The organism is Arthrobacter sp. Soil736 (genome assembly GCF_001428005.1).
Lineage (GTDB): Bacteria > Actinomycetota > Actinomycetes > Actinomycetales > Micrococcaceae > Arthrobacter.
The window spans coordinates 181,106-193,568 of the sequence record NZ_LMSB01000008.1 but is presented as its reverse complement, the minus strand read 5'-3'; the positions used below and the strand labels follow the sequence as shown (position 1 = coordinate 193,568).

The following is a 12,463-nucleotide window of genomic DNA, read 5'->3' as shown; positions in this document are numbered from 1 at the left end:
GCAGCCGTCCCCGCCGTCAAGCTACAGCCGGTAAGCCAGCCGCCCCCTATTTTCGACCCCCACGGCGCGGTAACGCCCCTGGACCGCTGAAAATGACACTGGTGCTCACGCTGAAGAAGTAGGTTGGTGCGCTGACAACGGTAAGGCTCAGCCACCGTCCGGACGCCAGTACCGCAGCCCGCCGCTGGTGGCGCCGTCGCGGGCGACGTCGACCACGGCGTACGGGAACGCCCGACGGTCCGACTGGTCAGGTCCGCGACCGCGGACGTCCGAACACCACGTGCCGGTGTTGACGTACCGGGTGGGGCACGCCTCGAGCGCCGACTCGAGGGCCCGGTGGGTGTGGCCCGAGACGTACCAGGCCACCCCGGAACCGTGCGCCTCGAGGGTACGTGCGAACCGGCCCGCTGCAGCAGGAGCCTCCTCGCCGGCGACTCTGCGCCCGGCGGCCCCGAGCACCATGCGAGTCGCGGTGGCCAGGAGCGCCGACACCGTCCGGAACCGGGACAGGCGCGCCAGGTCCCGAACGGCCACCCCGTCGAGCGCGAGCCGCAGTGACTCGGTCTGCAACAGCTCGTCGTACGCGAGCTCCCGGACGCGGCGTTCCGCCAGCTCGGACGCCAGGCAGGCCCGGGCAACGGCCCCGGCACGGCTCAGGCGCGACCTCGACGGATGGGCGTTCCAGGCGGCGAGCGGTGGTAGGTGCAGCTCGTCGGTGCCGTTGACCGCCGCGCGGAGCACCTCGGGAATCCGGTGCAGCGCGTGGTGCTGGTGCCCGTGCTCGGCCACGAGCACGTGGGGCACATGCAGGAACCACGGGTGCACCCGGACCCGCGTGGGCTCGACGGGTGACAGCAGCGCCGACAGGCGGGCGGCAACCGAGGGCCGGGCCAGCTCCACGTCGTGGTTGCCGCACACGAAGTGCAGCTGCACGCCGCGCGCCGCACACGCCTCCAGCGCCCAGAACGCGTCGAGGTGGCGGGCGAGGATGGACTCGAGCCGGGTCAGGCTCTCGTCCTCGGCGAACCCGACCAGCTCGAACGTGTCACCGACGAAGGCGACGTGCTGCTGCGGACCGGAGGCTGCGAGCACCTCGCGGCGCAGGAACTCGGGCAGCATTCTGCCGGGGCGCCGGGGGTCGTCGTCCGACACGCCCATGTGGAGGTCGCTGAGGAGCCACCACCGCGCCGCGCGGCTCACGCGAGCAGTCCCAGCAAGCGTGGAAGGAAGAGGAGCAGGTATATCGTCCAAATGACGGCGACGACCCTGCGGCTCACCGTTAGGCCGAGGAGCCTCGGGCGTGTGGGCTGCCCGGTCTCTGGTCCGGCGCGTCGGACCTCGAGCGCGACGAGGGTGACGAGCAGGGCGGCAGTCGCGAGCAGTCCCGCCAGGTCGATCAGCACGCCGCCTCCTGCCGTGCGCGTGCCATGCACGCGAGGACGGTGATGACGCCCATCGTGACGACGCACGCCTGCCACGACCACACAGCGAGGTAGAACATCGCCGTGGACACCGCCGTGAGCGCGGCGAGGCCGAGCGCCAGGACGAGCAGCGCGCCGAGCGCGAGATCGGTCACCTGCGTGAGTCGGGCCAGTGCCTGCCCCGGGAGCAGGACGAGGACGGCTGTCGCGGCGACCGTCTGCAGCGGTGTCGGCAGCCCGACGAGCGTCACCACCGACAGCGCGACGGCCGCGAGACCGAGCGCCACGGTGGGCCGGCTGACGCCGCCGCCGCTCATGGCGTCACCCGGTACGCGCGTGCGTCGACGTTGCTGAACACGAGCTCCACGCCGTCCTGCGCGCTCAGCCACGCCTCCAGCTCGGCGAAGCCGCGCGTGCTGCTGGCCCCCTTCAGTACGAGACTCGCCTGCGACGCGCGCGTGAGCAGCACGACGGCACCGGCAGGGTTGTGCCGGGCGTAGCCGTAGACGAGTGGGCCGCACGTCGCCGTCGACAAGTCGGACCGGCACAGGTCGTCGATCGTCCGGTACTTGTGTTCGAGGTAGTCTTCACTTTGCCACGGCGTCGGGTGGGCAGCCGAGATGATCGCCGAGCCGGGGGGCGCGAGACGCTGTACGGCGGCGACGGCGGCGATCTCACTGTCGGTGAAGACGTCATACCGGGCGTTCCCGTACCGGCCCGTCACGGTCAGCACGGCCAGCAGGAAGCAGGTGAGCGCAAGGCCCCCCGCGGCGCGGAAGGAGGGGCGTGTGTTGCCGTCCGTGGGAAGCAGGACCGAGCACGCCTGCATGGCGATGAAGGGCAGGGCGAACAGCGAGACGCGGATGAGCATCTCCCCGCCGTAGGACTGCGCGGGGAAGAGCAGCAGTGGGGTGACGGCGAGGAGGACCACCCGGATGTCGAGACGCCCTCTGCGCCAGTCGCGCACCGCCCCCGCCGCGGCGAGCGCCCACAGCACGAGGGTGAGAACGACCCGGACCTGCACCACGAGCACGTGCCCAGCGTTCCCGCTCAGGCGGTCGACGACGTTCGCCTCGGTCGCGGCCTCCAGTCCTGCGTCCGCCAGGGGTGGGTGCCCGACGAGGTATGCACTCGCGGGGTAGACGAGCCAGAGCGCCAGCACGACTGCGGTGATCAGGGGCAGCCGGCTGGGCCAGACACGTCCGCTCAGGGTGAGAGCGGTGATGGCGATGAGTAACATGAACGGCGTCAGCTGATGGCTCGCGCAGATGACCGTGACGAGCAAGAGGGTCACCGCGAGGGCGCTCACCCGGTGCCCCGGCCGGGGCTCGGCGGGCGACCGCCCTCGCCACCACGCCGCCAGGTCGGCGCGTCGGAAGCCGCGGAACTCGGGGGGCCGCGCGGCCAACGGGCCGACGACCAGCGCGATCACGACGAGGTGCAGGAAGAAGCCGAAGGCCTGGGGAGACAGGTAGTCCTGGTCCTGCCAGCTGCCGAGGCAGAAGATCCAGAGCACGAGCCAGCGCCGTCGCGGATCACGCGTCAGGTAGCGCGTCAGCACGCCCAGGGCAGCGAGCCACAGACCCATGTCGACCACCGGTGCCCACAGGGCAACGGCCACCGGGTCGAGACCGGTCGCCCGGAGCGCCGTCGCCAGGAGGGCGAAGAAACCCGGCCAGTTGAAGTACGCGTCGATGTCCGGGTCGATCCCCTGGGTGCGCGAGAGGGCGTCGGCGATGCCGAGATGACGGAACGCGACCTCACCCCGCGGTACGTCCGTCACGAAGGCTGCGGTCCCGAAGAGCACGAGCACGAGCACCACGACGAGCCAGATCATGACCGGGCGGCGGGCCGGGCCCGCGGCATCCCCCCGCAGCGCCACGACGAAGGCGACGTTCAGAAGCAGGACCCCCGCCCAGAACGGGTAGGGCAGCACGCCGACGAGCCCCAGGTCGCTGTTCACGGGCACGGTCACCGTGGAGGCGGCCCCCGCGGCAAGCGCCAGCGACACGACGCCCGCCAGTGCGCACCACACGTCACGGGGCTTCCAGCGTCCCTTGGTGCGGCTGGTCGCATCGAGCGTGCTGGTCATCGCGCGTCCTGCGTGACGCGCCGCAGGACGGCGACCAGCCTGAGGCTGTGTGCTGGTCATCGCGCGCCCTGCTGCGTGACGCGCGGTCATCGCGCGTCCCGCGTGACGCGCCGGAGGACGGCGACCAGCCGGAGGCCGACCGCCGCGGCCCCGATGGAGAGCACCACCAGCCACGCAAGGGCCATGGCGCTGGCGCCCCTGTCGGCGGCCGACAGCGATGAGGCGCAGAGGGCGACTCCGAGCGTCACGCCGACCACGATCGCCTCCGCGTAGTGACCGCGGGCCCGGCACACGGCGTTGTAGGCCTGCAGCACCGCGTACGGCACCAGTCCGGCTGCCAACCACCGCAGGGCGTCGGCGGACGAGTCGGCGTACCGCTCCCCCAGCAGACTGAGCAGCGGGTGAGCGAGGACGACGAGGACGGCGGCAGCCAGACCTCCTACGGCGAGCGACCAACGGAGACTCGCCCAGGTGGTCGACACCAGGCGGTCCGGGTCGCGGACACCCTCAGAGAACTGGACGATGCCCATCAGCGTCGGAGCGGTGTAGGCGGCCCAGGCCATCATCCATGCGGGATACCAGTAGGCAGCGGCCTCCGGCGACACCGTGTGCGCGAGCAGGAGCGGCAGCACCAGCCCGGGGGCGCGCTCGGTGAGCGTGAGGAGCTGGAGCGGAATGCCCATCGCCAGCAGTGGACGGCCGCGCGTCGGGCGCAAGGACGGTCGCGGCCGGTAGCCGACCAGTCTTCGCAGCTGGACCGCACCGACGACGCACGCCACGGTCGTCCCGAGGGTCCAGCAGGCCATCAGCACGTCGGCGGAGGCGCCGTGCGCCTGCCAGGCCACGAGCGCTGCAGCCCCAAGTGAGACCCCGCCGCCCAACGCGTACCTCAAGGTCGCGCTGGCACCGCGTCCCAACGCCACGAGCGCCTGGTCCAGAACGATGACCAGGGTGCCGCTGACGGCAGCCACGAGGAATGTGAGCCAGAAGAGAACCGATGCCGACGCCGTGTCCGGCGTCACGGCCGACGTCAGCACGAGGTAGCCGAGGGCCAGCACGGTGCCGGCTACCCCCACGATGGCGAACGCCGCGTCCAGCACCCGCGCGGGCGGCTCCCCTCGCCCCACCGCGACGATCACGGCAGACCCGGCGCCCAGCACCGCGAGCTGCGTGCAGATCATCACCGCCGCGACCGCGGCCGTAGTGAGCCCGACCTCACGGTCGGACGTCGCGCGCGCGGCCACGACCCAGAAGGCGAAACCCGCGCCCGTCTGGGCGGCCTTGCCCACGATGAGGCCGAGCGAGCTGCGCAGGGCGGAGTGCCGGACGGTCGAGGCGTCCGTGACAGCGGTCCCGCGCTCAGCCCTCACGACGCGAGACCCCTCGCCAGGCCCGCGTAGTTGTACCAGCAGAAGGCGGCGTAGTAGCGCAGCCACCGGGGCTGGCCCGCGGCCAGGCTCAAGGCGCTGCCCCGGACTGCCGCAGCGGCGGGCAGCAGCGCCAACCTCGCACCGCGCCAGCCGTGCTTGCGGATCATCCGTCCCAGTCCCGTTCCGTCCATGAGGAACTGGTCGAGCGCGAAGTCGAAGTCGTCTGCGGCGAAACGATGTTCGACGACGACCCGGCGTGACACCGCCGTTCGCAGCCCTGACTCCCGCATCCGCCAACGCAGCTCGATGTCCTCCCCCGACTTGAACGAGTCGTCGAAACCCACGCCCAGCATCAGGTCTCGGTCGACGAGCGTCGCCACGAGCCCGAACCAGTTGCGGCTGCGGCCGGTGCGATGGTGATGTGCCAGCGCCTGCCCCCAGTAGCCCGGTCCGCCGACACTCTCCAGACCGGCCTGGAGGGCGTCGTAGCCGCCCTCGACCAGCTCCGTGAGCAGATCGGCGACCCCCGTGGGCCCGAACACGACGTCGGAGTCGACGAGCAGGACCCAACGGGTGCTGCTGCTCCGCACACCGAGCGTTCGAGCCCACGGCAGGCCGCGGCCCTCGTCACTTACGACCCGGGCACCGGCCTCGAGGGCGAGGTCGACGGTGCGGTCGGTGGAGCACCCGTCCACCAGGATGATCTCGGCGACACCGGACTGACGCAGGGACTCCAGACAGCGCGGGAGCATGTGCTCCGCGTTGCGGGCCGGAACGACAGCGGTGACCTCGGCAAGACTGTGACCCACTGTGTCCCCCCTCAGGCCTGCTCGTCGAGGACCGACGGCAGCAGCTGCTCGAGATGCCGGACGATGTCGTCCGATGCCTCGTCAGCGGTGTACACGGAGGGCACCTGCAGCAGGTGGCAGGGCCGTCCGTCGAGCGCCTTGCTCAGCACGAGCCCCTTCGCCGCGAAGTGCTCGCGCCACGGGACGACGGACGTGGCCGCCAGGCCGGTCACGACCCGCTGCGAGAAGCCCGCCATCTCGATGTGGAAGTTGCCGAGCATTCGGTCGACCATCCACTCGGTCGTCCGCTCGACGATCCGAGACCGGGCGCCCTCGAAGCGCTCGACGTAGACGGCGGCCGCGAGCGGGGCCGAGGTGGTCACTTCTCGCCCCGGGAACGCGGTCCCCGGCTCGACCATGCGGTGCTCCGGCGACCATCGCCGGGAGAAGTCCGCGAGGCGCGGATAACGGATGACGTACGGGTGCACCACCGTGGTGAGACGGCCGACGGTCCCCGAGAGCCGTGACGGGATGAGGGGCTTCCGGACACCTTCGAACAGGTGCGGGTAGATGGTCCGGTGGTGGGGCTTCATGAACATCGGCTTCGCGTAGCCGAGCAGCGTGGCGTCCTCGGCGAGGAAGGCCCAGTCGTCGCCCATGAACGACCACCCCTCGCGCCGCATCAGCTTGGCGACGGTGCTCGTCTTACCGGTCCCTCCGGCGGCGGGAAGCGCGATCGCGTGACCCCGGTACGCCATCGTTGCCGCGTGGATCATGCCGGCTCCTCGACCGACCATGGCGGCATCGAGAACAGGGACCACGGAGGTCAACAGCTCGCCCGGCCCGTGAATGCGCCACTGCTCTGCGTCCCTCACGACCTGGACCCGATCGGCTTGGAAACGCACGCTGCTCCCCGTATACGCGAGCTCGTGCTCGAGCAGACCCGCATCCGGCATCGGCTCCGGCCGGTCATCGACGACGACGTCGGCCGGCCGTTCGGTGTCGGTGGCGAAACACGCCAACATGCTCCGGAGCTGGGCCGCTGCCGGCGCCTTTGCGTCGACGCGGATCGTGACGCGGCCGTGGATGTCGAAGTGCAGTGCCTTGGTGTGCCGGGTGCGCATGGTCGTCCCCTGTCTGGGTGGTGTCGGTCGGATGGTGTTGCTGGTGTGGACGGTGTCGGCCGGGTCGGCCGTGTCGACGGCGTCCGCGGTGTCGTCGCGGTGGCGGGTGGCGGGTGGTGACGAGTGGACCGGTGGCGACGCGACCGCCCAGGTAGCCGGCTCACCTCGCCCGGGAATCATCTGGAGGGCTTCATCCTCGTTGTTTGCACCGTCCATTAACGAAACCCCGTTCACTGCACTTCCCGCCACGGACAGACTCCGGCCAGGACCGGCTGGTTCAGGGGGCGTCCAGGAAAATGCGCAAGCTGACGTCCCCCAGCGCTCACCGGGCCTTGGTCATTCTTCGGCCCGGCGACTAGTCCAGCCAGTGCCCCTAGAGGGATTCGAAACCCCCGACCGGCTCTGCCCGGAAATTGAGCATATGGCCGGCCCGGCCAGTTAAACACCAGTAGTGAGTACTCGCTTTTATATCGCGTCCTACCTAGGGAACCGCGTCCTACCTAGGGAATTTCACGTGAAGATGTCCGCCACGTACCTGCCGTGCGTGCGTTCCACCTCATCCATCCACGCATCGGCGTCCGCGTCGGAGGCGCCGGTCGCCTCCTGGTAGATCTGTGCGCACGTGTCGCGGACCTGCGGCGCCATATGTTCTTGCCGTCGCCGCAGACGTAGACCGTGGCGCCCTGCCTGACCAGCTCGACCACGTCGGCGCGGTCCGCCCAGAGCCGGTGCTGGACGTACTTCCGGCCGTCTTCAGGAACGGTGGAAAAAACCGGCCGGAGATCGAGGTTGGCTTCGTCCGCCCAGGATGCCAGTTCCGACTGGTAGAGGAAGTCGGTGTCCGGGGCCCGGCAGCCGAAGAACAGCATGGAGGGCGCCGGCTTGGTGCCCTCGGCCTCGGCCCGCAGCGCCCGGTCCTGGACGAATCCCCGGAAGGGCGCCAGCCCGGTTCCGGCACACACCATGATGAGCGGGACCTCCAGGGACTGGGGCGGGTGGAATGCCGTATTCGAGGGACGCACGGTCACCGCGACCCTGGTCCCGGGCCGCGCCTGGGCGAGATAGGTGGATGCGGCACCTTCGAAGACGCCGCGGCCCGACCACGCCGGAGCCTGGATGACGGCGAACGTCAGGGTCACATGGTCGGGGCTCCAGAGCGGGGATGAGGAGATGGAGTACCGCCGCGGGGCCAGCTGGGTCAGCAGCTGCAGGAACGAGCTGAAGGACAGCTTGCACGACGGGTACGTTTCCAGCAGGTCCAGGAGGGAGACGCGCTTGTCCAGGATCTCGGCCGCATGGCGCTCGCGGTCGTCCGCCAGGGCCTCAAGCTCCCAGCGGTGGGCAGGATCCTCGGCGACATTGGACAGATATTCGAGCTGGGTCCGCGTGGCCGGGACCGCAAGTTCGACGTAGCTGCTCAGCAGCTCGCCGACGGCGACAGGCATGCCCGTGGGCAGGAACGTGTCACCCTGCTCCATGCTCAGCAGGACGTGCGAGTCGTAGTCGAGGTTGAAGCGGGTCAGGGCCCGCTGCACCAGTTCGCTAGGATTCAGCGGTAGCACGGCCAGATAGTCGCCCGTCCGGTAGCTCATCCCTTCGGGCAGGGCGATCTCGACATGCCGCTTGGACTTGGCGCCGGGCTTGCCCATGTCCACCAGTTCCCGGTTCGCCACGACCGTGCCGAGGGCCAGCCCGTTCTGGCGCAGCAGCGGCTCCCGGACGTTGCCCACGAACTGAATCTCCAGCTCGGGCTGTGCGGCTGGCGAGCTGGTGCTCTGCCCGAGCGCGCCGTCCACGGCGGGCCAGAATCCCGCGTACCACTCGTCGAAATCGCCGAAAAAATCGCCGCGTGCGTTGGCCTCGCCCCGCGCGTAGATCCGCTCGGCGCCGGCGGCTTCGAGCCGGGCGTCGATAGCCTTGGGCACCTCCTGGTAGGTCCGCGCCCAGTCCTTGTTGCCGTTGCCGAACACCGTGTACCGCACGCCGTCGAGGCTGCCAGGCGGCAGGCCCTCGGTCCAGGCCATGAACTTCCGGGCATTGTCCGGCGGCTGGCCTTCGTAGGAGGAGGCCACGATGGCGACGAGCCCGTCCGTAGGCAGTCCGCCGGCCGCGTCGTCGAGCGGACCGATGGTGGGGCTGTAACCGCGCCGCCCGGCGTCGTTGGCAATGCGCTGGGCGAAGTCCTGGGAGGTTCCCGCATTGGAACCGTAGAGCACACGGAGCGGGACGCCGTTGGCGGCCGCTGCGGCCGTCGCTTCGACCTGCCGGGCATGTTCGACGGCGGCCCCGCTTGCCGCTTCGATCCGGACGTTCCGCCGGCGCAGGTTGATGAACAGCCCTTCGGGCTTCATGGTCAGCGTGTGGTGGATCTTCAGTTCGTAGCCGGGGTCCGCCGGCGTGATGTCGAAGCGCTGCAGGAGCTTGGCCAGGAACAGCATGGCCTCCTGCAGGGCAAATCCCCGGCCGATGCAGGAACGCTGGCCGTTTCCGAAGGGCTTCCAGGCATTGGCGGGGATTTCCGCGGCACGTTCGGGCGAGAACCGGTCCGGATCGAAGAGCTCCGCGTCCTCGCCCCACGCCGCCTTGTCCCGGTGCAGCTGCGGGATCAGGACCAGGATGCCCTGGCCGGCCGGGACCTCATATTGGCCGCCGAGCGTCGTGTCCTCGAACGGGGCGACGTTGAACCCCGGGGCGGTGGGCCACAGCCGGAGCGTTTCCTTGAGGACCTGGTCCAGGTATCCCAGCCGGGGCAGGTGCTCGAACCGGGCGCTCTCGGTGCCGAGGACCTCGTCCACCTGGGCGCGCGCCTTGGCCAGCACATTCGGATGGCGCAGCAGTTCGTAGAGTGCAAAGGACAGCAGGCCGCTGGTGGTCTCGTGCCCGGCCACCAGGAAGGTGACCATCTGATAGCGGATGTTGTCCTCGGACAACCGCTCGCCGGTCACCGGGTCCGCCGCGCTGAGCATGGTGTCCAGGATGTCTTCGCTGCCCGGCGGGCTGGGGTTGCGCCGCCGGTCGCTGATCATCTGGTCCGCGACCTCGAACATCAGGGCGTTGTCTTCCTCGAGCTGGTGGCGCCGGCGCAGCATGATCTTGTTCTGGACCGGGAGCCTGCGCGCCCGGCTCCCGGATTCGACCAGGGCACGCACCATGGCCCCGACGAAGGGGTGCAACTCCTCCCGGTAGAGGCTGTTGAAACGGTAGCTGAACGAGCACAGGGCAATCGTGTCCAGCGTCAGCCGGGTGGCATTGTCCGGAACATCGATCCGGGCCGTGGGGCCGAGCCTCTCCCACTTGAGGAGCAGCTGCTCGGCGATGTCGTCCATGCCGCTGAACATCCGCTTCAGCGCCGCAGGCCCGAACGCCGGCATCAGGATCCGATGCGCCTTTTGCCAGTTCGGTTCTTCTGTTCTTGCGGTGAACAGGCCGTCGCCGATGAAGTCCCTCACCTCCCGCAGGGAAACGCCCAGCACCTTGCCGAAACGGGACTCGTCGCACACTTCGTTGACGAGCTGCTGGGAGGAGATGGCGATGACGCTGCGGTTGAAGAACTGGATGCGGACAATGGGGCCGTACCGCTCGGCCACCTCGGCTATTCCCAGGATTCCCTTGCTGGAGTCGATGTCGGGCAGGTTGCCGACCACCGGCTTCGTGGGAGGCTGCGGTATGGGGACGCTGGGCGAAGTCATGGCACCTCCTAGGCGATTCTCAATCGACGCTTTGTGCGCACTAATTGCTGCCTGACCGGGCGGCATTGTCCGGACTCGACACAGGATACTCCGGTCAGTTCCGGGGCACTACGGGAAATTTCCTTGCCTGTTGGCGCATTCCGGCTGGCGTCCTGTCACTGAAATGGCCTGGACAGAGTGTGGTGGCTTAGCCTCGCCGTCGGACCGGGATAGGCCTGCGGTCTGTCGCCGGCCCGAAGACTGCCGTACCCTGTGCGTGGGTGCCGAACCAACCCAGCGGATCGAGGCCAAACCATGACGGACCAGACAGCCGAGGACAGCGGACCGGAGCGCGCAGACGACCAGTTCGCCGTCAAACTCAAGGGCAACCCGGAGCAGGTCGACGAACTGCTCCGCCGGGGCGAATTCGACATCGGCGACCACCCGCACATCAGTGACAACCGCGACGGGACAGGGTGGCTGGACCTGTTCCTCACCTCCCGGCAAATAGAATCCCTGCGCGCCGAGGGCTACGAGATCCAAGTCAGCAGCAATCTGTCGGAGCTGGCGCGCGTTCGCCTCGCCGACGTCGGTGACGGCGACCGGTACGACGGCGGCATCACCGCGCCGCAGGGCCTGGGCCGCAAGGTCCACAGGGACACTGGCCGCAAACCGGGCGGACCGACCGGCAAGGCACGGCAATGACCTTCCTCAACGTCACCGAAATCGAGTCGGCGCTGATCGGCCTGAACAACGCCTACCCGCGCCTGACGCAACTGCTCCCGCTGCCGAACCCCACCCACGAGGGACGCCGCAGCCACGCGTTGCTGATCCGCGGCAACCCGAGCTTCCGCTGCCGCCCTGCGCTCGTGTTCGTCAGCGGCGTCCACGCCCGCGAGTGGGGCGGCCCGGACATCCTGGTCAACCTCGCCGCCGACCTCCTCGAGGCGTACACCGCCAACGCGGGTCTCGCCTACGGCGCGAAGACGTTCTCCGCAGCGGACGTCCGCGGGATCGTGAACCGGACCGACGTCGTCGTCTTCCCCGACATCAACCCGGACGGCCGCGCCTACAGCATGGGCGGGACCGCCGGATCCAACCAGGCCATGTGGCGGAAGAACCGCAACCCGGCCAGCGGCGGCGGCTCAACCGGACGCGCCGGCGTCGACGTCAACCGCAACTACGACTTCCTCTGGGACTTCCAGACCAAGTTCTCCCCGTCGGCGAATCCCGGGACACTGGCATCGGCCGATCCGGGATCAGACATCTTCCACGGGACCGGACCGTTCTCCGAGCCGGAAGCCCGGAACGTCCAATGGCTCGTGGACCGGTTCCCGAAGGCCCGCTACTTCGTGGACGTACACTCCTACAGCGGGGACGTCCTCTACCCCTGGGGCGACGACGAGAACCAGAGCACAGACCCGTCCAAGTCGTTCATGAACACCGCCTGGGACGGGAAGCGCGGGGTCTCCGGCGACGCCTACGGGGAATACATCCCGGCGGCCCGGCTGCCGGAAGTCACGGCCGCCGCGGCCGTGCTCCGCGACGGGATCAACGCCGTCCGCAACCAGGGGTACGTGAGCAAGCAGGGTTTCTGGCTCTGGAGCACCACCTACCCGACCTCCGGCACCAGCGAGGACTGGGCCTTCACGCGCGAGTTCCTCAACCCGCGGAAGGGCAAGCTCGGCGGCTTCTGCATCGAGTTCAACAGGAACCAGAATTTCTTCCCGAGCTGGGCCGAGATGAAGGACATGATCCTCGACGTCGACGCCGGCCTGGTGAACCTGTGCGAGTACGCGACCCCCAGCTGGGTACAGGTGATCCTGTGCTGGAAACTCGCCTGGTGGCACCGCATCGCGGATCGATTCCTGACCTTCTGGCGCCGGCTCTTCCCGCCGGAGATCTGGGGACCGTACGGGCCGTGGACGCGCATCGTCCGCCGGCTCGAACGGATCCTCGAGCGGTTCTCGACGCGGCGAGGGGGCTAGTGCCTGCCCCTG

The 12,463-nt window shown here is 69.4% G+C and carries 10 protein-coding genes; 2 read left to right on the top strand and 8 right to left on the bottom strand.

The genetic code is table 11. The features are described from left to right. Positions 1-147: 147 nt before the first annotated feature. The 8 genes from ASG92_RS07165 to ASG92_RS07130 all read right to left on the bottom strand — a co-directional run bounded on the left by ASG92_RS07165 (position 148) and on the right by ASG92_RS07130 (position 10,484). On the bottom strand, positions 148-1,200 hold the full coding sequence (locus tag ASG92_RS07165; protein ID WP_056626362.1) for a hypothetical protein: 1,053 nt from the start codon (positions 1,198-1,200) through the stop codon (positions 148-150). Next, positions 1,197-1,433 (bottom strand): hypothetical protein, encoded by a 237-nt coding sequence (locus ASG92_RS07160; RefSeq protein WP_157372135.1) that lies wholly within the window; start codon positions 1,431-1,433, stop codon positions 1,197-1,199. The genes ASG92_RS07165 and ASG92_RS07160 overlap by 4 nt, the downstream gene beginning before the upstream one ends. Then, entirely contained in the window at positions 1,397-1,738 is a 342-nt protein-coding gene (locus tag ASG92_RS07155) for a hypothetical protein (protein WP_056626359.1), read from the bottom strand. The genes ASG92_RS07160 and ASG92_RS07155 overlap by 37 nt, the downstream gene beginning before the upstream one ends. Beyond that, on the bottom strand, positions 1,735-3,513 hold the full coding sequence (locus ASG92_RS07150) for a hypothetical protein (protein WP_056626356.1): 1,779 nt from the start codon (positions 3,511-3,513) through the stop codon (positions 1,735-1,737). The genes ASG92_RS07155 and ASG92_RS07150 overlap by 4 nt, the downstream gene beginning before the upstream one ends. Before the next feature lie 86 nt (positions 3,514-3,599). Then, the gene (locus ASG92_RS07145; protein WP_056626355.1) at positions 3,600-4,883 is read right to left on the bottom strand and encodes a polysaccharide biosynthesis protein; all 1,284 of its coding nucleotides are present in this window, start codon (positions 4,881-4,883) and stop codon (positions 3,600-3,602) included. Further along, positions 4,880-5,692, bottom strand: a complete 813-nt coding sequence (locus ASG92_RS07140; protein WP_056626353.1) for a glycosyltransferase — start codon at positions 5,690-5,692, stop codon at positions 4,880-4,882. Before ASG92_RS07140 ends, ASG92_RS07145 begins: the two co-directional genes overlap by 4 nt. Before the next feature lie 11 nt (positions 5,693-5,703). Then, positions 5,704-7,044, bottom strand: coding sequence for a hypothetical protein (locus ASG92_RS07135; RefSeq protein WP_240987033.1), 1,341 nt, complete (start codon positions 7,042-7,044; stop codon positions 5,704-5,706). Positions 7,045-7,295: 251 nt separating this feature from the next. After that, positions 7,296-10,484, bottom strand: coding sequence for a cytochrome P450 (locus ASG92_RS07130; RefSeq protein ID WP_200951903.1), 3,189 nt, complete (start codon positions 10,482-10,484; stop codon positions 7,296-7,298). Positions 10,485-10,778: 294 nt separating this feature from the next. Between ASG92_RS07130 and ASG92_RS07125 the strand changes: the two genes are divergently transcribed. Next, positions 10,779-11,168, top strand: coding sequence for a hypothetical protein (locus ASG92_RS07125; protein WP_056626351.1), 390 nt, complete (start codon positions 10,779-10,781; stop codon positions 11,166-11,168). Further along, a complete protein-coding gene (locus ASG92_RS07120; RefSeq protein WP_056626349.1) occupies positions 11,165-12,451 on the top strand; it encodes a M14 family metallopeptidase in 1,287 nt (428 codons plus the stop codon). The genes ASG92_RS07125 and ASG92_RS07120 overlap by 4 nt, the downstream gene beginning before the upstream one ends. Positions 12,452-12,463 lie beyond the last annotated feature (12 nt).